Below are 19,279 nucleotides of genomic sequence, written 5' to 3'. Positions count from 1 at the left end.
CTTGCCACGACTGGGGTGACTCATAGACTGACACAGGCACCCCGATCTTCTATGGCGGAACGATTATGTGTAATACAGACAAATCCGGTTGTTGTTGATGATTTCGATTTGGATGTCCATATCAAACACTTCTTTTAACACTGGCTGCTGAATGATGTCGTCTGTCTCGCCGCCTTTAACGACCTTTCCATCTTTTAAGGCGACAATATGATCCGAATAACAGGAGGCAAAGTTAATATCATGCAGCACAATCACAACTGTTTTCTGCAGTTCGGTCACCATGGTCCTCAAGGCCTTCATAATTTCAACCGAATGATTCATATCCAGATTGTTGAGCGGCTCATCCAGCAAAATATATTCGGTGTCCTGTGCAAGGACCATTGCGATATAAGCCCGCTGCAGCTGCCCGCCGCTAAGCTGATCAATAAATTTGTCCTGCATGTCTTCAAGTCTCATATAATGCAGTGCGTCATTAATATGCCGCCAGTCTTCTGCTGTTAAGCGGCCCTGCGAATAAGGAAAGCGGCCAAAACTGACCAGGTCCTTGATCGTAATGCGGATGTTAACGTGATTGGATTGCTTAAGAATAGAAATCTTTTTGGCCAGATCATTATTTTTGCTTTTCTTGATATCCTCACCGTCAATGACAATCTCGCCGCTGTCCTTATCGATTAGCCGGCTGACCATCGATAACAGGGTACTCTTCCCAGCACCATTCGGGCCTATAAATGAGGTGATTTTGCCCTTTTCCACCGTAAGCGAAACGTCCTCAACCACATTCTTCTGACCGTACTGTTTGGTAACGTGTTTAACATCTAACATTATTTACTCTCCTTTAACAGCAGATAAAGAAAATATAATCCGCCAACAAGATTAATAACAACACTGACAGCTGTTCCAAAGTGAAGGATATGTTCAACAAACATTTGTGCACCTAAAAGCGAAATAACACTGATGAAGAGCGATCCAATAAGTAAAAACTTATGCTGATATGTCCCCATAAAGTGATACGTAATATTAGCCACCAAAAGCCCCAGAAATGTAATCGGACCAACCAAAGCTGTCGAAATCGATACAAGGGCTGCAATAATCAGCAAAAGGCGTTTGACGATCGCATTATAATCCACCCCTAAATTAACTGCCTGATCCTTTCCGAGTGACAACACATCTAAGTATTTAATAAACCGCAGCAAATAAAGACCAATCAGGACAACGCCCACAGCAGAGATAGCGAGCAACTGTGTGTTGACATTGTTAAAACTGGCAAACATGGAGTCTCTTACAACGAGAAATTCGTCAGGATCAATCAGGATTTCCATGAAAGATGAGATGCTGGAAAATAACGTGCCCATAATCAGGCCGACAAGCAATAGATAATAAATATTCTGCCCTTCGCGTTTAAACAGCAGCTTATACAGCAAAGCGGAAAACAAGAGCATCAGCCCAACTGACAGCGTGAAATGGAAATTGCTGTCCATCATGGTCAGCGTGTCAGCACCAAAGACAAACACAACAATGGTCTGAATCAGCATGTATAACGAATCCAGTCCGATAATATTGGGCGTTAGTATCTTGTTATTCGTGATAGTTTGAAAAATGATCGTTGATACAGCGATTGAACAGCCTGTAAGAACCATCGCAATAATTTTGTTAAACCGTCTCGACAGCACATACTCCCACTGACTGCCGATATCGATAAATAGAAATAGAGCAATAAATACGGCGGTTATAATTGCTAGTGTCGTCAGTTTAGCTTTCATTGGCTCTACGCCCCAATAACAAATAAAGGAAAATACCACTGCCGATAACACCGATTGTCAGGCTGATTGAAATTTCATAAGGATAAATAATAAGCCGTCCGACTATATCGCAAAACAGGACAAATACTGCTCCCATAAGCGCGGTGGGAAAAATACTTTTCCGGAGATGATCGCCCTGAAAGATCGTGACAATATTAGGTACAACCAGACCTAAAAAGGGCAGCGTCCCTACAGTGAGTATCACGATCGATGAAACAAACGCGACGATAACAAGCCCCAGATTAACAACCCGTTTATAATTCAGACCAAGACTCAGAGCAAAGTCCTCACCCATGCCTGCAAGTGTGAAACGGTTGGCAAATAAATAAGCCAGCAAGATGGCTGGGATACTGATATACAAAAGTTCATAACGGCCTTCAATGACCATGGAAAAATCACCATGCAGCCAGGATGAGACACTTTGTACCAGGTTGTATTTCAGTCCAAAAAATGTGGTTATCGAACCGACAATATTCCCAAACATCAGCCCGACGAGCGGAATGAATATCGTATTCTTAAACTTAATGCGATCGAGAATTTTCATGAAAATAAAAGTACCCGCGAGTGCAAATGCAAAAGCAATCGCCATTTTTTGCAGCATGCCTGCTGATGGGAAAAGAAGCAATGACACCAGCACACCGAGACGCGCAGAATCCATGGTGCCCGCGGTTGTGGGTGACACAAATTTGTTCCGTGTCAACTGCTGCATAATCAAACCGCAGATGCTCATAGCCGCACCCGCAATAATAATGCTGATGAGTCGCGGCAGACGGCTCACCGTCAGCATTTTCATCTGCTCATCAGTTAAATTGAAAATGTCCCACGGCGCAATATCCGAAACACCTATGAAAATAGACGTAAATGATAACAGGACCCCCACGACCACCAGATGCCATCGTTTCATACAAAACCCTCGAATACACATTAGAATGACTATTAAAATTGATTCATTCTAAATAAGAATGAAAATCATTATCAATTATGCGTTCCGAACCTATTATATCAAATTCCTTGGGAACTGCAATACAATCTGGTTAAAAAATCCGGCTTTTTTTAAGGAGGCAGACCATTTTATAAAAGCCATTAAAAAAGCCCTTGAAGGGTTAATACCCCCTTCAAAGGCGCCGAACTGACTGTTTAATCGTCCTCCACAATTTCACAGCCTTCATCTGTACAGTAAGTTGTTTTCGATTTTTTTGGATTTAATGATTGCAATCCCGGTTTTTCCTGTTCTTCTTCCCATACTTGTTCGAGCACATCAGCGAAAACCTTCTGTGGCTGGGCGCCTGAGACGGCATATTTTTCGTTGAAAACGAAGAAAGGAACGCCCTCAGCACCGAGTTGTCTTGCCTGTTCTTCATCGGCCCGGACATGAATGGCATAATCGTCTTTTTCCAATAAGGCTGATACCTCATCTTTGTCCAGTCCAGCCTCACCCGCAAGCCTGATCAGCGTTTTATAATCACTGATAAGCTCAGACTCTGTGAAATAGGCTTTTAACAATCGTTCGGTCATGTCTTTGCCTTTGCCCTTTTCCGCAGCATATTTGGCGACACGGTGAGCATCAAAGGTGTTGGTAGGCTTCATCGTGTCAAAATGATAGGTCAGTCCTGCCTCAGCAGCCTGCTTACCCACCTGTTCATTCATGCTCTTAGCCTGCTCGAAGGACATTCCTTTGGTTGCGGCCAAACGCTCATGTATATTATCGCCAGCGTTCAGCTCAGCATTCGGTTCCAGTTCATAACTTTTGTATGCAACTTCCACATTTTCACGGTATGGAAATTGTTCCAAAGCAAAGTCCAAGTGGCGTTTGCCTATATAACAAAACGGGCATACAAAATCTGACCATACGTCTATTTTCATCAGCTACACCCCTCTTCTGTTTTTATATTAGCACATCTGCACATAGAATGTTAATACCGTTATTGAAAACGGTTGCAGCAAATCCGCTTGTGTCGCAGCAAATAAAAGGAACCGATATGCCACCGGCTCCCGCAACATTTACTGTTCCGCGTCGTCTACAAAACGGCCATAATCAGGGACGGCCGTTTGATCAAACGTCCGCACAAGCTCATGCAGTCCCTCTGCCAGATCAGCGCCTTCCATCGCCCGGCCATGACCGGGCACCACACAATCAGGCTGCAGGGTCTCCAGCTTTTCCACCGATTGTCTGGCAGCCTCCCAATCTGTTGTCAAATAGCGCGGCGGTCCGTTCACTTCCGTATTTTGCATCAGCACATTATAAAATGAATCCTGCCGTACCGTAATAAAGGCATCACCTGAGATGAGCAGTGAATCGTCATCCCGGTACAAGGAAACATGACCGGGTGAATGCCCAGGCGTATGGAACCATTCCCATCCCGCCATTTCGGGTACCGTATGATCCTCTGGCAATGGCTGAACCGCATCAGCCAAATCAACGGGCTCATTCGGATAGATGCCGGAAATTTTCGCTAATACACCGCCTTCAACGCTCATATCCGGTTTAGGGTAACGCTTCTGACCGGTTAAATATGGCATTTCCAGTTCATGTGCATAAACCGGCACCTGCCACGTGTTCACCAAGTCCACTAATCCACCGATGTGGTCAAAATGGCCATGCGTTAAAATAATGGCAGACGGACGGCTGTCTTCGCCAAAGCGATCCGCTGCAGCCGCGCGAATCTCGTCAGCCGACCCAGGAAGGCCAGCATCAATCATTACCCACTCACCCTGCTCCGGGTCACCGACAAATAAGACGTTGGCGATCTGATCCGTATAATAATACACGTCAGGGGCAGCCTCCCGCCCGTAACCACTATCCACAGAAGTCATCGGAATAAATCGACTGTCTTCAGGTTCGTGCATTTCCTGATCCATTATAACCCCCTCCTTCTGAGAATAGTATCTGGCCCCAGCCTCATTTTATTAAGCGTTATCGCTTTTTCCATAAATTGAATTCAGGCTTTCATGACGCTTGCCACAAAAAACTGCCTTCCTGATTCAGGTCGGCAGCTGTATTATTATTCTTCCAGGAGCGATTGCCCCATAATGGAAACGCGCTTCGTATTTTTTAAGTCATCAAGCGTTTTGGCGCCAATGCCAAACATCGTCATTTTTAATTCAAGTTCAATCTGCTCCATCGCCTTGATAACATCCTGTTCCGATTCGGTTGCTGCCTCCAGCAATTGCCGGGCAAAGCCAATAACGTCAGACCCAATCGTCAGGGCCTTCGCAGCATCCACACCTGTCTTCATCCCGCCGCTGGAGACAACCGGCGCGTCCGGCAGCTTGCTCCTCACGGATACAAGGCAGTCTTTCGTTGGGATGCCCCAGTCATTGAATGCTTCAGCGGCAGCTTTTTTCAGCGGATCATTTGAGCGGAGTTTTTCCACCTGGCTCCAGGATGTGCCGCCAGCGCCAGCAACATCGATATAGGAAATGCCTGCATCGTAAAGTTTTTCCGCGACCGTGCCATCGATGCCAAAACCGACTTCCTTTGCGCCTACAGGAACGTCAAGCGACGAGCAGAGCTCTTTGATCTTCGGCAGCAGATCTTCAAAGTTTAAGTTTCCTTCATCCTGTATAGCTTCCTGCAGCGGGTTAAAGTGCAGCACAATCGCATCGGCACCCGTCAAATCAACAATCCGCTGACACTCCTTTGCGCCGTAACCATAATTCAACTGCACCACACCCAGGTTAGCAATCAGCGGAACACTCGGCGCATACTTCCGAATGAGAAAAGATTCCTGGTGCGCATCACTTTCCAAAAGAGCCCTTGTTGAGCCGAGTGCTATCGCCCAGCCTTTTTCCTCGGCTGCTTTGGCAAGGTTTTGATTAATGGTCGCGGCCAGTTCCGATCCGCCAGTCATCGAACTGACAAGGAAAGGTGCCTTGAGCGGCTTATCCAGAAACTGCGTGCGCGTATCAATATCGGCAAAGTTTATCTCTGGCATAGCATTATGTATAAACGAGATGCCTTCCAGACCTGTTGACTTATTAACGCCTTCAACATTGTCAGTTAAGCAGAGCCGGATATGTTCCGTTTTGCGCTGATTAATTCCTTGAGGCATGGTTATTCACCCTAACACATCATAGTTTAACATGCTTGTCTTTCCTGCATCTCCAGCATACCAGTAAACGGCTGGAAATAAAATAAAATAATTCACACAGGCTGCATACAAAAACAGGCCGGGACATAACTTAATATCAATTCTAATTCAGCTTTAATTGATAAAAATACGTTTGTCCCGGCTCATCTGCACCTATTGCTTGTTCATATCATTGGGCTCAGGTCCCTGCCGCTGGTTGTCATCGAGTTTGGCCATTTGCTCCATTTCCTCCGCAGTCAGTTCAAAGTCAAACACATCGAAATTTTCCTCAATGCGGGCTGGCGTTACGGATTTTGGAATCACAATCGCTTCAGTCTGCAAATGCCAGCGAAGAATAACTTGCGCGATCGTTTTGTTATGTTTTTTAGCAAGGTCACCGATAACGTCATCCTGCAGCGCATTGCCGCCACTCATCAGCGGGCTCCATGCTTCCACATAAATATTGTGCTCGGCACAGAATGCTTTAACGTCCTGCTGCTGCAGATATGGATGGCATTCGACCTGGTTCAGCACTGGCACAACCTCACATTCATCCAGGAGACGCTGCAAGTGCTCAATATTGAAGTTGCAAACGCCAATGGCCTTCACACGGCCGTCATGATACAGTTTTTCCATCGCTTTGTACGTTTCCACATAGTTGTCCACTTCTGGCATTGGCCAGTGGATTAAATAAAGATCCACATAATCAAGTCCCAGACGCTCAAGACTTGCATCAAATGCCTCGAGTGTCGAGTCATAGCCCTGATCGCTGTTCCACAGTTTCGTGGTGATGAAGAGGTCTTCCCTTGGGACGCCGCTGGCAGCAATGGCCCGGCCAACGCCTTCTTCATTGCCGTACACTTTAGCTGTATCAATGGAACGGTAGCCGACTTCAAGTGCTTTGGCTACAGATGTTTCTGCTTCTTCATCCGGCACTTGCCAGACACCGAATCCGAGCTGCGGCATCTCAAGGCCGTTATTTAAAGTTACATAGTTCATTTAAACGCTTCCTTTCTTTAAGGGTAAGTTAAGCCTATCACAGAAGGCAGTCCATTTAAAATGTTGTGTATCGGCTGCCAATAGCTCTCCGGTTCAGAGATCCTGTCCGCTCAGAAAACAGTCTTGCGTATGGTCATTCACCATGCCTGTTGCTTGCATAAAGGCGTAGCAGATGGTCGGTCCAACAAATTTAAAACCACGTTTTTTCAAGGCTTTGCTCATCTGCTCGGATGCCTCTGTTGAAGAAGGAACATCGGCTCCTGTCTCCCAATTGTTCACAATCGGCTCACCGCCGGTAAACTGCCAGATATAGGCAGAAAAACTGCCGAATTGCCGCTGAATCATCAGCACGGCAAGCGCATTTGTAATCACAGACTCAATCTTTTGCCTGTTCCGGATGATGCGTTTATCCTGGATCATTTTGTGCACCCTGTCCGTATCAAAGGCAGCCACTGTTGCCGGGTCAAAATCAGCAAATACTTTCCGGTAGTTTTCCCGCCGTTTTAAAATCGTCAGCCAGCTCAAACCTGCCTGTGCGCCTTCCAAAGACAGCATCTCAAATAATGTCTGATCATCATGAACCGGTCTTCCCCATTCATGATCATGATAGTCAATATAGATAGGGTCATCTGTCACCCATGCGCAGCGTTGTGTCTCCATTATCACTCGTCCTTTGTCTCGACTTCATTTGCATCATAGGAGATCCAGTCACTGAAACTGCCTGGATATAATTTAACATTGGTAAACCCGGCTGAGCGCAAGGCCAGCACATTAGGACAGGCCGACACGCCGGAGCCGCAGGAAACAATGATCTCCTCGTCCTGATTTAATGAAGCGAAGTGTTCCGCCAATTCATCAGTGTTTTTCCAATAGCCCTCGTCATCCAAAACGTCAGTCCAGACGAAGTTTTTCGCGCCAGGAATATGGCCCGCTCGGCGGTACATCGGTTCAGTCTGACCAAGATAACGTTCCCTGGCACGCGAGTCAATTAATGCAGCTGACTGATGCGCCAGTTTCAGCTGTACGTCCTCAATACCCACAGCAGCGTTCTCCCGGATAACAGGCTCGAACGTTTTAGCATTTAATGCTGGTATGGCGGTTGTGACAGGACGGCCTTCCTTCAGCCATTCATCAAATCCGCCATTAAGTAAATGCACATCTCCATGCCCGGCATAATCCAGAAGCCACCAGAGCCTTGCCGCGAACATGTCATTCCCCTGGCCATACACCACAACCGTTGTATCATGATCGATCCCGATATGACCGATTTTTGCTGCGAACGCTTCCATGTCCGGCAGTGGATGACTGCCGCCATGCTTAGCTGCTTTTGCAGATAAATCTTTATTCAGATCCAAATAAACAGCCTGCGGAATGTGACCTTCCAGGTAGGCTTTCCGGCCAGCATCTTCATCCTGCAGCTGGAAACGTGTATCCACAACAACCGTCTGATCCGGATAATGCTGCATGCGTTCTGCCAGCCACGCCGTACTTACAACAACAGACATGTTAACCCCTCCCGATGCGTTTTTTTCGTAACGATCGCTCATGAAGATACTTACTTCCATTCTACCTGATGGATAGGCTTATGAACAGCCCTTCCTGCGCTTCATTTTTCTGGTATAGTCGTGATAAACTGGAAGGACTAATCTAAAGGTTAGACTGAAAAAGGAGCTGACATATCATGAAAGATACATTAATCGAACGCTTCACCCGCTACGCCAAAGTCGAAACACAGTCCGATGAGGCCAGCACGACCACACCATCCACATCCGGACAGCTGAACCTGGCCCATATGCTGGTGGATGAATTAAAGGAAATTGGCATGGCAGACGTCACCATTGATGATAACGGTTACGTTATGGCGACGCTCCCATCCAATACGAACAAAGACGTGCCGGTCATCGGCTTTTTGGCGCATGTGGATACAGCGACTGATTTCACCGGCAAAGACGTCAACCCGCAGATCGTCGACAATTATAATGGCGGTGATCTGACACTCAATCAGGAAAAGGGTATTGTCCTCACCACTGACGATTTCCCCGAACTGCCAGCCTACAAAGGTGATACGCTGATTACGACTGATGGCACGACATTGCTCGGAGCCGATGACAAAGCCGGCGTCACCGAGATTATGACAGCGATGCAGCATCTGATTGACCATCCGGAAATCGAACATGGCAAAGTGCGCGTGGCATTCACACCTGATGAGGAAATCGGACGCGGCCCGCATAAATTTGATGTGGACACGTTTGCGGCTGCATATGCCTATACGATGGATGGCGGTCCTTTAGGCGAACTGCAGTATGAAAGCTTCAACGCCGCAGCGGCCACAATCACCTTCCACGGCAACAGCGTCCATCCCGGCACAGGCAAAAATAAACTCGTGAACGCCGGAAAAATGGCTGCCGAATTTATCAATAAAGTTCCGGAATACGAAGCACCCGAATACACGGAGAAATATGAAGGCTTTTACCATTTGCTGTCCGTAAGCGGTGATGTAGAAGAAGCTTCGGTTTCCTATATTATCCGGGATTTTGATAAAGACAATTTTGCCTCACGAAAAGAAACATTCAACGATTTCACCCAGGAAATCAATGCTAAATATGGCCATGGTTCCGCTGACATCGACATGCATGATCAATACTACAACATGCGTGAAAAAATCGTACCTGTGCAGGATATTGTTGATATCGCATCCCAGGCTATGGAAAATCTGAACGTCACCCCGCTTATCAGACCTGTACGCGGCGGAACAGACGGGGCACAGCTTTCCTACAAAGGGCTGCCGACACCGAATATCTTTGCCGGCGGGGAGAATTTTCATGGGAAATTCGAATACATCTCCGTCGAAACGATGGAGCAGGCAACCAATGTCATCACAGAGATTTCCCGGCTGTTCGCCGCACGTTAAACGAGCGCAAACAGCCTTAGTTCGAACAGATATCTGCAGGTGCAGGCAGCAGATGCATCCGGTCGGGCCAAGTCAATCAGACGGCGGATGCCAACAACGTCATAGCCCGCTATGCTACAATGGATAAATAAAACGGAGAAAGCAGGGAGAGAAGACCATGCGCAACAAACGCCTCACAATCGCCTCAGCAGCACTGGGGACACTGCTGCTTGCAACAGGCTGCAGTGCTGGCGGTGACGATACAGCTGACGACAATAAGCAAACAACCCAGGCTGAACAAACAAGCGCAGCTGATCAGCCACTGGAACTGCCCGATAAGCACCTGCAGAAAAACGATGAAGGCAAGTCAGTGAAAGCCCTGCAGGAAAAACTGCAGAGGATCGGCTATGACATTGCATTAAGCGGAACCTATGATGCGCTAACGATCTGGGCCGTGACAGACTATCAAATGCAGCAGGACAACCTGGATGTCACAGGCGTGTATAATGACCGAACCCAGGAAGCCATGCAGGCATACAAGGATAATGTCAAAGCGATTAAACCAGGCCGAAAGCTTGATAAACCCAGCGACGAAGACACAGCCATCAGCAATCCGCACGAAATCCTGGCACTCGTTAACAAAGATCACGTTCTGCCGGATGGCTTTAAACCATTGAATCTGGTTGAGCCGGATGTCCAGTTCCCATTTGACGAATCACTGCCTAAGAAACAAATGCGCCAAGCAGCCGCCACAGCACTGGAAGACATGTTTCAGGCAGCCAATGAAGAAGATCTTGAGCTGTTTGCCCAGTCCGGCTATCGCTCATTTGACCGGCAGGATGCTATTTTCGCCTCCAATGTCCGTGAAAGTGGTGAAGAAGCTGCGAATCAATTCAGTGCCAAACCCGGCGAAAGCGAGCATCAGACCGGGCTGACAATGGATGTTACCAGTTCTGAGGTTAATTTTAAATTAGTGGAAGACTTTGGTGACACCGCAGAAGGCAAGTGGCTGAAAAAAAACGCTGCCGATTATGGATTTATCATCCGCTATCCTAAAGGCAAACAAGCCATTACAGGATACCAGTATGAACCCTGGCATTTGCGGTATGTCGGAGAAGAGGCAGCAACAGCGATCATGGAACAAGAACTGACACTGGAAGAATATCTCGGAAAAGCAGATTAAAGTACGCCAACAGACCGGCATGAGGAGGCTCAATAACCGCCCGCGGAGAAGATGTCTGTTTCCGGGCGGTTGAGCCTCTTTTTCTTTAAAAAGGCTTCAGAATCATAAGTGCAATGACAAGCAGAAAAATAATGTTCTCCAAATGCTCCCAGAAAAAAAGCTTTTTAGCCATGCGATAATAGTCATCAGGAATTGTCTCGCCCTGATGCTCCCGCAGCAGACGTTTGATCGGCCTGGACCTTGGAGCTAAAACCAGCGGCCCCATAGCAAGCGCGATTAGAAATAAGGCGAGACTTAATACATACCAGCCCTGGCTGTACAACGCAGGGTTCAGTGCTCCCATCCACAGACCGGTCACGAGAAGCAGGATCCCGCCGACCATGACAAAGCCATGCAGATGGCTCCGGATCAGGTAAGCATGCCTCAGTTCAGACATGTTCCGGGCCTTTGTCAAAATATAGGTCAGGATAAAACCCGGCCCCATGCCTAAAATTGCTGAAAACACATGGATAAAAACAAGCACGTCATAAAAGCTCATGCGCCATCACACCACTCTCATCATGTCTATCATACACGACTTGACTTAGGGAAAGGCCTTCTCAGGCAGGACACATTCGGACATTTCCTTGGCGCCATGGCACTCATCAACCGATATAGCGCTGCAAAATCCTGTCAACAGACCGCCCGTACACTTCCCCAAACATATTCAAATGAACGAGCAAATAATACAGCTGGTACACTGGTTTAATAGCGTCATAATCAGCTGACAGCGGGAAGCGTTCCTGATAAGCCTGATAAAAATCACGGCCAAAACCGCCGAATACTTCCGTAAAAGCCAGTTCAAAATGCCGATCACCATACAAAAACGACGGATCAATCACATACGGCTCGCCATCGGGACCGGCGAGCCAGTTACCGCCCCACAGATCTCCGTGCAGATAAGCGGGCGCCACATCGTCCGGCACCCACTTATGCAGATTTTCGAGCAGTTTTTCCATGCGCTCACGCCGTTTGCCTGTCATGGTGCCCTGCTCAATTCCCAGCTGTAATTGTCTCATAAGCCGCTGGTCGCGGTAATAGGCAAGCCAGCTGGCAAATAAGCCATTCGGCTGCGGAAGCGTTCCAACAAAGGTATCAGCGGAAAATCCATGCCATTGACCGGTCGACTGGTGCAGCGCCGCAATCCGGTCACCCAATTGCCACTCAGTGCTGGCTGCAGGTTTTCCGTCCACCCACGCCATGATGAGATAGGCACCCTGCGTGTCTTCAGTCAGGGCATACACATGTGGGACAGCAATAGATTGCGTCTCCCTGATCAGCTCCAGCCCCTGTGTTTCCAGATCAAAGAAATTCTCAGGAGCATTCGGCTGATATTTTATAAAGTATGCCTGATTTGCCGTTCTGGCATAGTAACTGTCATTGATTGAGCCGCCACCCACACGCTGAACCGTCTCCAGCCGGGCATGCTCACCCGCCTGTTCCAATGCTTGCTGAATGCGCTGCGTCATGGTCAGGGATGCTCCTTTAACACGATAATTTAAATCACGGAAAGCACAACCGCTCGTCTTAACGTATAAGCCTTGCCGCCAGTATAGCAGAATCACCCCGCCTGTCATAAGCAGACGGCATGTGTTGCATCCGGCCATTTCCGGCAAAATGCGAGAGGCATCCTTTCGCTTTTTGCGTTTTGCCGCGCCATCAGCTACAATTGACAGCAATTAGCAAAGATATATGCCGAGATGAGAAGTAGGAGGCTATCCATGGAAACAACCCACCAATCAACGGCATTGCAAAAAGTGATCCGTGACCGGCGTGCCGTGAAAAAACATTACAATGCTAAACCTGTCACCGAAGCAGCTGTCTTAAATTTATTGGAAGATGCCGTATGGGCACCCACACATGGTGTCCGCCAGCCATGGCGCTTTATTTTTATCGGCTCTGACGCGAAAGACCGTTTCGCACGCGAAGTCGCGTCTACTTATCCGGAACACCGGCAGCAAAATCGTTACGAGTATCTCTTGGAACCGTCTGCCTTCCTCATTGTTGTGATGGACGTGCCTGCCAGCCAGAAGCAGTGGGAGGAGAATTTCGGGGCCACCGCCTGCATGATTCAAAACTTTTGGCTGCTGGCCTGGGAGCAGAAGCTCGGTGTCGTCTGGAAAACGAACGCCCATATATACGATCCTCAGGTTAAAGACATTCTCGGGGTCGGTGATCAGGAGAAGATTGTCGGCTTTCTGCATCTGGGCTATTTTGATAACAAGCCGGCTAAAAAAGAACGCATAGCCGCTGCTGACAAATTCACACGTTTTCAAGGCTAATAAACATGCAAGACACCGGGACAAATATGAGCGCAGGAAAAGGCTCACCAGCCGCCCGCGGAGAAAATGTCTATTTCCGGAGCGGCTGATGAAACAAAACACATTTATGTCAGTCTATTAACGCTAGTCGTCCTCAAATACAGCACTTTTCAGCTGGCTGTATTGCGCGTGTCGCTCTATCGCCAGTTCAATCAGCTGGTCAATTAATTCAGGATAGGAAATACCGCTGATTTCCCATAGTTTCGGATACATACTGATTCGAGTGAAACCTGGAAGCGTATTAACTTCATTGACATAAACAGCCCCGTCCGTGGTCAAAAAGAAATCGACACGTGCCAGTCCGGCACACTCCAAAGCTTTAAAAACCGCGACAGCCGTTGTCTGCAGACGGCTCACCTCATCAGCTGACAACGCAGCTGGCATTTCGAGGATCGCACCCTCTTCGTCAATATACTTGGACTCATAGGAATAAAATTCAGTCTGCGGCAGCACCTCGCCCGGAACCGACGCTTTGGGATCGTCATTGCCTAAAACAGCACATTCAATCTCGCGCCCTTTCAGCGTTTCTTCAATTACTAGCTTTTGATCGTATTGAAACGCTTCGTTAATCGCCTGATCAAACGCAGCTTGTGTCGACACTTTGCTGACGCCGACAGACGACCCCTGATTGGCGGGCTTAATAAACATCGGCACGCCCAGTTGTTCCCTGGCATACGTAAAATCGATCATCGACCGTTCGGCAAATGTGTAAGCCAGACCTTTCGCCACATTGATGCCAGACGCCTGCAGCAGACGCTTAGCAATATCTTTATCCATGCAGATGGCTGAACCCAGCACACTGGTCCCGACAAATGGCAGATTGGCCATCCGCATCAGCCCCTGCAGACTGCCATCTTCACCCATGGTGCCATGAACGATTGGAAACACGGCATCCAGCTGCTCAAGTTTTTCCGCATCCGCTGCCCTCACCAATTGATGATCGGTCGCACCCGGAACGACGCCCACAGACTTATTTGATTTATGCAGCTGAATCCGTTCAGGATCCTCAGCATTAATCAGATAGGACGCTTGATCATTGATATGCCACTTCCCCTGTTTATCAATTCCGATTAGCATAACATCGTATTTATCGTGATCAATCGCATCGACGATATTTTTAGCTGATTGCAATGACACTTCATGTTCGGCTGACTGACCGCCAAAAATAATGCCTACTTTTCGCTTGGGCATAACTCAGAACTCCTTTTGCAAATGTCTATATTTAAAATAGCATACAAAGGCTTGTTCAAAACAGCAATTATTTATTTTTTAAAAAATCAGTTGACAGAAAACGAAAATCACCTTATGATTGAAAGCAATCAATACAACGAACAAAGCGATGACGAAGAAGAGTAATCTGTTTGTTCCACTCAAGAGAGTCGGTGGCTGGTGTGAACCGACGTGAGCGGCAGATGAATGGCCTTCAGAGCTCCAAACCGAACCGTACAGGCAGTAGGCTTTGGCGACAGTCCCATCGTTACTGGGATGCGTATGAAACAGACATGTTTGATACGGCCAGAGCAGGCTGTTTACAGCTGACAAAGGTGGCACCGCGGGTTCCTCGTCCTTTTATAGGATGAGGAACCCGTTTTTTTATTGAGTCACGCAGCCGCCAGCTGCTGAGCAGGCATAACTCACCACAAACATTTAATATAATCCAGCCAAATCGCTGCGTAAGAAGAGTAGGCTTTCGTGAAGCGTTACAGAGAGCCGGTGATGGTGTGATACCGGCACGTGAATCATAGCTGAATGGCCTTACAAGAGGTTTCCTGAAATCACAGTACGGAAACACGGAGTTCCGCCGTTACACGGATAGGCTGTCGAGGCTGGGACAAAACTTAAGTTGCCAGCTCTAAAGACGAACGACATTCAGGATTTAGCGGCGTCTATTTCCGGAGCGGACTTATTGCTCCAGCTCTTTATGTCACTTGTTCGGACTTTATAGTTAACAAAAAGACATTTGCCCGCCTTCCGCAGCCGAAAAGAGATGGAGATACGTATCTCCAATAAGAGGTGGCACCGCGATCACAATCGTCCTCTGCACCACACACATGTGTGATGCAGAGGACTTTTTTATTGGATCCAGATAAAGAGAGGAGCATCGTTCATATGGCGAACTGCAAATATACCGAATTAAATGCTGACAATCTGACGCCTATTAGTATCTACGAGAACCTTGACGGAAGGAATAAGTTTCTGCTCGAAAGTTCCCGTCATCATGACGAAAAGGGGCGTTATTCGTTTATTGGCGCCGATCCCTATATGGAATTGACCGGAAATGGCGATGTAACAACCATTTATGACCACCGGCGAGGAACAGCCATCAGCCGGAGTGAACCAGTTCTGCACGTTTTTCAGGCCGTATGCCCGCAGCAGGATATAACGCTGCCATTCCCTTTCTTCGGTGGTGCCGTGGGCTACATCGGTCATGACGCCATCCGCAGTCAGGAAACAATCGGGGGTGACTTGCAGGCCGATAGTGCTATGCCGGATGCCCACTTAATGCTGTATCAGTCGATTATTGTGTATGACCATCACGCTGAATCGGTTTTTCTTGTCACAGTGACTATGGATCAAGCATCTGAAGATATCCTGGATGAACGACTTGAGAAACTAAAAAAAGCACTAAGACCATTTCCGACCGCTGATTTGCCAGCTGATGAAGCCATGACATTTCAGCCTGAGATGGATCAGGCGCAATTTATGGACCTTGTCCAGCAGGCCAAAAATCATATAAGCCAGGGCGATGTTTTTCAAATTGTGCTATCCCAGCGGATGAAAGCACCCATTACAAGTGATCCATTTGCCTACTATCGAAAACTGCGCAAGGCGAACCCGTCACCTTATATGTTCTATATCAATTTTTCGGATTACACGGTTTTAGGAGCCTCACCGGAGAGTCTGGTTGACATACACGGTTCAGACGTCACCGCGAATCCAATAGCCGGCACACGTCCGCGCGGCGGGACAGCAGCAGAAGATGAGGTTCTCTTGCAGGATCTCACAACAGATCAAAAAGAGATCGCTGAGCATAAAATGCTGGCTGATCTGAGCCAGTATGACCTGGGCCGTATCTGTGAACAGAACAGTGTGCGCTTCTCCCGCTATATGACAGTGGAATACTACCAGCATGTCATGCACATGGTCTCTGAAGTACACGGGAAGCTCGCTGCCGGCTATACGAGTCTTGATGCACTCCAGGCGTGTTTACCGGCCGGGACGGTTTCCGGCATGCCAAAATCACGTGCCATGGCCATCATCGATCAGCTTGAAGACAACCGGCGCGGTTTTTACGGCGGCGGGGTTGGCTATATCAGTTTCAATCATGACTTGAATATGGCCCTTGCTATCCGGTCTCTGATCATCCAGGGTGATCAGGCCATCTTGCAAACCGGCGCTGGCATTGTCGCCGATTCTGATCCAGCATCCGAGTATGCTGAAACACTAAACAAAGCAAAGGCTCTAATGGACGTTTCCGCGCACCATGTAACATCGGGCCAGACATGACTGAGGCTATCAGCATCATCACTTTCAAGAGAGGAGTTTTAAGCATGAAACAGTATCTGGAAAAATTGCTTGCCAGAGAGGATTTATCATTAGAGGAAATGCAAGCGGCCACCGCAGCCGCTTTTGATGACCACGTCAGCGAAAGTGAACGCGCGTCTTTTCTGACTGCATTACGCGCTAAAGGCGAAACACCGGCGGAAATTGCCGGACTCGTCAAGGCGGTTCGCGCCCAGTCAAGCCAGTCAACGAATGCCGTCGCTCACGTCATGGATAACTGCGGTACAGGGGGGGATGGCTCACACAGTTTTAATATCAGTACAACAGCCGCTTTCGTCATAGCCGGGACTGGTGTGAAAGTCGCCAAACACGGCAACCGCAGTGTGACAAGTCAAACAGGCAGTGCAGACGTCCTGGAGCATCTGGGTGTTTCCTTATCATTTTCCAAACAGCACGTGATCGATATGCTGAACGACAACAATATTGCGTTTTTATTTGCACCGCATGTTCTCCCTGGTATCAAGCGATTCGCGACTGTCAGGAAAGACTTGGCCATACCAACCATCTTCAACATCATCGGACCGCTGACCAATCCAGTAGCCCTCGACACGCAGCTCATGGGGGCTTACCGCCGTGACATGCTGCCGCTCTTAGCGGAAACACTCAAACAGCTGGGACGCAGGCGCGCACTGATCGTTAACGGTGCCGGTTATATGGATGAAGCATCACTCGCGGGTGAGAATCATCTGTCACTTTTAGAAAATGGCAGCGTGCGGTCATTCACCCTTCATCCGTCCGATGTTAATCTGCCGGTTTATGCCAATGAGCAAATCCAGGGCGGTGATACGTCAGACAATGCCCGAATCCTGCGTGATGTCTTAAATGGCACCCCAGGCCCGCATCTCGATACCGTCCTTCTGAATGCCGGGCTGGCCCTGTACGCGAACGGGGCCGCCCCGTCAATCAGCAAGGGGATCGAAATGGCAAATGAAAGCATTCACAGCGGCGCTGCCCTCAAAACACTGAACCGGCTTGTTGACTACAGCCGGCATGCTGCAAGCGAGGTGATGTAAGTGGGTATTTTAACGGAAATTCTTCAGCAAAAAGAAAAAGAAGTGACGTCTTTAAAAGAGCAGCCGCTTCCCGAAAGCACTGGGAAGACGCGCGCAACACCATCCTTTGTCCAAACAATTTCAAGCGCAGAACACATGACGGTCATCGCCGAAATTAAACGGGCCTCACCTTCCAAAGGCTCGATCGACCCTGACGTTGATCCAGCCCGCAAAGCGGCTTTATATGAAGCGTGTGGTGCCGGAGCCATTTCCGTTTTAACGGATGAGCCATTTTTCAAAGGATCTATGGATGACCTTCGCACGATTCGGCAGACGGTTAATGTCCCGCTCCTTGCTAAAGACTTTTTCATCGATCAAGTGCAAATTGATCATGCCAAAGCGGCAGGCGCCTCGATCATTCTGTTAATCGTGGCCGCCATGTCCCCGTTCAAATTGCAGAATCTGTTCGCCTATGCCAAAGAGCAGAAACTGGATGTGCTTTGCGAAGTGCATAATGAACAGGAAATGATGACCGCGATTGAACTGGGGGCTGATGTGATCGGCATCAATAATCGGGACTTAAACACATTCACGGTCGATCTGGCTACGACCGGGCAGCTGGCTTCGCTGGTGACAAATCCGGACACCTTAATCATCAGTGAGAGCGGCCTGGCCTCACGCCGAGACGCCCAGCAGGCAGCACACGCCGGTGCCCGCGCTGTTCTCATGGGCGAAACCCTGATGCGCTCTGATGATGTGCGGGGCATGGTCACTGACTTGCGCGTCCCGCTCCCTGAAGGAGGCCATTTTCATGCACGTTAAAATTTGTGGTATCACGACTTCTGCAGCTGCACAGGAAGCACTCAGAGCCGGAGCGGATTTTCTCGGGTTTGTCTTTGCACCGAGCAAACGCCAGCTGACGCCAGAGCAGGCAGCCCGCATCACGGCGGACTTGCCGCCGTCACTAGCAAAAGTCGGTGTGTTTGTGAACGCCTCCCGCGATACCATTATGACAACAGCCGAACAGGCCGGCCTGGACATGATTCAGCTGCACGGGGACGAACCGCCATCATTCGCTGCGTCACTCCCCTATCCTGTGATCAAGGCCTTCCGATTGCGTGAGCAGCACCCGGAAACGATTAAACGTTATCCGTGCACGTATAACTTGATTGACAGTCCAACAGGACCCGGCCGGGGCGGCAATGGCACAACCTTTGACTGGAAACAGCTCGCAGACAGCAGCCTCGACCCGCACAAAACCATACTGGCCGGCGGACTGACACCCGAAAACGTGCATGCAGCCATTACCGCGGCAGGACCGGCCGCGGTCGACGTGTCCAGTGGGGTGGAAACAGATGGCACGAAAGATCTGGCAAAAATAAACCAATTCATTCAAAACGCCAAACAGAAAGGATGAGAACC

General features: G+C 48.5%; 19 protein-coding genes and 2 other annotated features. Of the genes, 7 read left to right on the top strand and 12 right to left on the bottom strand.

What is annotated here, in order from left to right; translation table 11 throughout:
• Nucleotides 1–63 precede the first annotated feature (63 nt).
• From ACZ444_RS02250 to ACZ444_RS02210, 9 genes are all read right to left on the bottom strand, one after another.
• The gene (locus ACZ444_RS02250) at nucleotides 64–822 is read right to left on the bottom strand and encodes an iron ABC transporter ATP-binding protein (protein ID WP_382358363.1); all 759 of its coding nucleotides are present in this window, start codon (nucleotides 820–822) and stop codon (nucleotides 64–66) included.
• Complete coding sequence (locus ACZ444_RS02245) at nucleotides 822–1,760, bottom strand: iron chelate uptake ABC transporter family permease subunit (protein WP_382358362.1); 939 nt, start codon at nucleotides 1,758–1,760, stop codon at nucleotides 822–824. The genes ACZ444_RS02250 and ACZ444_RS02245 overlap by 1 nt, the downstream gene beginning before the upstream one ends.
• Nucleotides 1,750–2,703, bottom strand: a complete 954-nt coding sequence (locus ACZ444_RS02240) for an ABC transporter permease (RefSeq protein WP_382358361.1) — start codon at nucleotides 2,701–2,703, stop codon at nucleotides 1,750–1,752. Before ACZ444_RS02240 ends, ACZ444_RS02245 begins: the two co-directional genes overlap by 11 nt.
• Nucleotides 2,704–2,936: 233 nt before the next feature.
• Nucleotides 2,937–3,662 (bottom strand): DsbA family oxidoreductase, encoded by a 726-nt coding sequence (locus ACZ444_RS02235; protein WP_382358360.1) that lies wholly within the window; start codon nucleotides 3,660–3,662, stop codon nucleotides 2,937–2,939.
• Nucleotides 3,663–3,800: 138 nt separating this feature from the next.
• Nucleotides 3,801–4,658: an MBL fold metallo-hydrolase gene (locus ACZ444_RS02230; RefSeq protein WP_382358359.1), complete on the bottom strand. Its 858-nt coding sequence runs from the start codon at nucleotides 4,656–4,658 to the stop codon at nucleotides 3,801–3,803.
• Nucleotides 4,659–4,801: 143 nt separating this feature from the next.
• Nucleotides 4,802–5,851: a type 2 isopentenyl-diphosphate Delta-isomerase gene (fni, locus tag ACZ444_RS02225; protein ID WP_382358358.1), complete on the bottom strand. Its 1,050-nt coding sequence runs from the start codon at nucleotides 5,849–5,851 to the stop codon at nucleotides 4,802–4,804.
• A 192-nt stretch (nucleotides 5,852–6,043) separates the two neighbouring features.
• Nucleotides 6,044–6,868, bottom strand: coding sequence for an aldo/keto reductase (locus ACZ444_RS02220; RefSeq protein WP_382358357.1), 825 nt, complete (start codon nucleotides 6,866–6,868; stop codon nucleotides 6,044–6,046).
• Nucleotides 6,869–6,961: 93 nt separating this feature from the next.
• On the bottom strand, nucleotides 6,962–7,528 hold the full coding sequence (locus ACZ444_RS02215; protein WP_382358356.1) for a DNA-3-methyladenine glycosylase I: 567 nt from the start codon (nucleotides 7,526–7,528) through the stop codon (nucleotides 6,962–6,964).
• Between the two features lie 2 nt (nucleotides 7,529–7,530).
• Nucleotides 7,531–8,373: a sulfurtransferase gene (locus ACZ444_RS02210; RefSeq protein ID WP_382358355.1), complete on the bottom strand. Its 843-nt coding sequence runs from the start codon at nucleotides 8,371–8,373 to the stop codon at nucleotides 7,531–7,533.
• A 176-nt stretch (nucleotides 8,374–8,549) separates the two neighbouring features.
• Here ACZ444_RS02210 and pepT point away from each other — a divergent pair, with 176 nt between their 5' ends.
• Together pepT and ACZ444_RS02200 are read left to right on the top strand one after the other, a co-directional pair.
• Nucleotides 8,550–9,779: a peptidase T gene (pepT, locus tag ACZ444_RS02205; RefSeq protein ID WP_382358354.1), complete on the top strand. Its 1,230-nt coding sequence runs from the start codon at nucleotides 8,550–8,552 to the stop codon at nucleotides 9,777–9,779.
• Between the two features lie 157 nt (nucleotides 9,780–9,936).
• The gene (locus ACZ444_RS02200; protein WP_382358353.1) at nucleotides 9,937–10,941 is read left to right on the top strand and encodes a D-alanyl-D-alanine carboxypeptidase family protein; all 1,005 of its coding nucleotides are present in this window, start codon (nucleotides 9,937–9,939) and stop codon (nucleotides 10,939–10,941) included.
• Between the two features lie 85 nt (nucleotides 10,942–11,026).
• On the opposite strand, the gene ACZ444_RS02195 is transcribed toward ACZ444_RS02200, so the two are convergent.
• On the bottom strand, nucleotides 11,027–11,479 hold the full coding sequence (locus ACZ444_RS02195) for a DUF2269 domain-containing protein (protein WP_382358352.1): 453 nt from the start codon (nucleotides 11,477–11,479) through the stop codon (nucleotides 11,027–11,029).
• Nucleotides 11,480–11,585: 106 nt separating this feature from the next.
• Nucleotides 11,586–12,659 carry a fructosamine kinase family protein gene (locus ACZ444_RS02190; protein WP_382358351.1) on the bottom strand — a complete coding sequence of 358 codons (1,074 nt, stop codon included), beginning with the start codon at nucleotides 12,657–12,659 and terminating at the stop codon, nucleotides 11,586–11,588.
• A 42-nt stretch (nucleotides 12,660–12,701) separates the two neighbouring features.
• Between ACZ444_RS02190 and ACZ444_RS02185 the strand changes: the two genes are divergently transcribed.
• Complete coding sequence (locus ACZ444_RS02185; protein ID WP_382358350.1) at nucleotides 12,702–13,262, top strand: nitroreductase family protein; 561 nt, start codon at nucleotides 12,702–12,704, stop codon at nucleotides 13,260–13,262.
• 123 nt (nucleotides 13,263–13,385) lie between these two features.
• On the opposite strand, the gene ddlA is transcribed toward ACZ444_RS02185, so the two are convergent.
• Nucleotides 13,386–14,492 carry a D-alanine--D-alanine ligase gene (gene ddlA, locus ACZ444_RS02180; protein ID WP_382358349.1) on the bottom strand — a complete coding sequence of 369 codons (1,107 nt, stop codon included), beginning with the start codon at nucleotides 14,490–14,492 and terminating at the stop codon, nucleotides 13,386–13,388.
• Between the two features lie 139 nt (nucleotides 14,493–14,631).
• Nucleotides 14,632–14,873 (top strand) — a binding site (T-box leader).
• Nucleotides 14,874–14,961: 88 nt separating this feature from the next.
• Nucleotides 14,962–15,343 (top strand) — a binding site (T-box leader).
• Between the two features lie 67 nt (nucleotides 15,344–15,410).
• Between ddlA and trpE the strand changes: the two genes are divergently transcribed.
• From trpE to ACZ444_RS02160, 4 genes are read left to right on the top strand one after another with little or no spacing between them, the layout of a single operon-like run.
• Entirely contained in the window at nucleotides 15,411–16,808 is a 1,398-nt protein-coding gene (gene trpE / locus ACZ444_RS02175; RefSeq protein ID WP_382358347.1) for an anthranilate synthase component I, read from the top strand.
• Nucleotides 16,809–16,852: 44 nt separating this feature from the next.
• Nucleotides 16,853–17,878 carry an anthranilate phosphoribosyltransferase gene (trpD, locus tag ACZ444_RS02170; protein WP_382358346.1) on the top strand — a complete coding sequence of 342 codons (1,026 nt, stop codon included), beginning with the start codon at nucleotides 16,853–16,855 and terminating at the stop codon, nucleotides 17,876–17,878.
• A complete protein-coding gene (gene trpC / locus ACZ444_RS02165) occupies nucleotides 17,879–18,679 on the top strand; it encodes an indole-3-glycerol phosphate synthase TrpC (RefSeq protein ID WP_382358345.1) in 801 nt (266 codons plus the stop codon).
• Nucleotides 18,669–19,274: a phosphoribosylanthranilate isomerase gene (locus tag ACZ444_RS02160; protein WP_382358344.1), complete on the top strand. Its 606-nt coding sequence runs from the start codon at nucleotides 18,669–18,671 to the stop codon at nucleotides 19,272–19,274. Before trpC ends, ACZ444_RS02160 begins: the two co-directional genes overlap by 11 nt.
• Nucleotides 19,275–19,279: the final 5 nt, after the last annotated feature.

The sequence above is a fragment of the Lentibacillus kimchii genome (assembly GCF_055381965.1).
The sequence above is the reverse complement of the archived record's forward strand: the minus strand, read 5'-3'. Positions and strand labels throughout refer to the sequence as shown.

What these genes read in the sequence shown, in the direction of transcription:
- ACZ444_RS02250 (WP_382358363.1), bottom strand. Translation starts at nt 822, where the DNA reads ATGTTAGATGTTAAACACGTTACCAAACAGTACGGTCAGAAGAATGTG.
- ACZ444_RS02245 (WP_382358362.1), bottom strand. Translation starts at nt 1,760, where the DNA reads ATGAAAGCTAAACTGACGACACTAGCAATTATAACCGCCGTATTTATT.
- ACZ444_RS02240 (WP_382358361.1), bottom strand. Translation starts at nt 2,703, where the DNA reads ATGAAACGATGGCATCTGGTGGTCGTGGGGGTCCTGTTATCATTTACG.
- ACZ444_RS02235 (WP_382358360.1), bottom strand. Translation starts at nt 3,662, where the DNA reads ATGAAAATAGACGTATGGTCAGATTTTGTATGCCCGTTTTGTTATATA.
- ACZ444_RS02230 (WP_382358359.1), bottom strand. Translation starts at nt 4,658, where the DNA reads ATGGATCAGGAAATGCACGAACCTGAAGACAGTCGATTTATTCCGATG.
- fni (WP_382358358.1), bottom strand. Translation starts at nt 5,851, where the DNA reads ATGCCTCAAGGAATTAATCAGCGCAAAACGGAACATATCCGGCTCTGC.
- ACZ444_RS02220 (WP_382358357.1), bottom strand. Translation starts at nt 6,868, where the DNA reads ATGAACTATGTAACTTTAAATAACGGCCTTGAGATGCCGCAGCTCGGA.
- ACZ444_RS02215 (WP_382358356.1), bottom strand. Translation starts at nt 7,528, where the DNA reads ATGGAGACACAACGCTGCGCATGGGTGACAGATGACCCTATCTATATT.
- ACZ444_RS02210 (WP_382358355.1), bottom strand. Translation starts at nt 8,373, where the DNA reads ATGTCTGTTGTTGTAAGTACGGCGTGGCTGGCAGAACGCATGCAGCAT.
- pepT (WP_382358354.1), top strand. Translation starts at nt 8,550, where the DNA reads ATGAAAGATACATTAATCGAACGCTTCACCCGCTACGCCAAAGTCGAA.
- ACZ444_RS02200 (WP_382358353.1), top strand. Translation starts at nt 9,937, where the DNA reads ATGCGCAACAAACGCCTCACAATCGCCTCAGCAGCACTGGGGACACTG.
- ACZ444_RS02195 (WP_382358352.1), bottom strand. Translation starts at nt 11,479, where the DNA reads ATGAGCTTTTATGACGTGCTTGTTTTTATCCATGTGTTTTCAGCAATT.
- ACZ444_RS02185 (WP_382358350.1), top strand. Translation starts at nt 12,702, where the DNA reads ATGGAAACAACCCACCAATCAACGGCATTGCAAAAAGTGATCCGTGAC.
- ddlA (WP_382358349.1), bottom strand. Translation starts at nt 14,492, where the DNA reads ATGCCCAAGCGAAAAGTAGGCATTATTTTTGGCGGTCAGTCAGCCGAA.
- trpE (WP_382358347.1), top strand. Translation starts at nt 15,411, where the DNA reads ATGGCGAACTGCAAATATACCGAATTAAATGCTGACAATCTGACGCCT.
- trpD (WP_382358346.1), top strand. Translation starts at nt 16,853, where the DNA reads ATGAAACAGTATCTGGAAAAATTGCTTGCCAGAGAGGATTTATCATTA.
- ACZ444_RS02160 (WP_382358344.1), top strand. Translation starts at nt 18,669, where the DNA reads ATGCACGTTAAAATTTGTGGTATCACGACTTCTGCAGCTGCACAGGAA.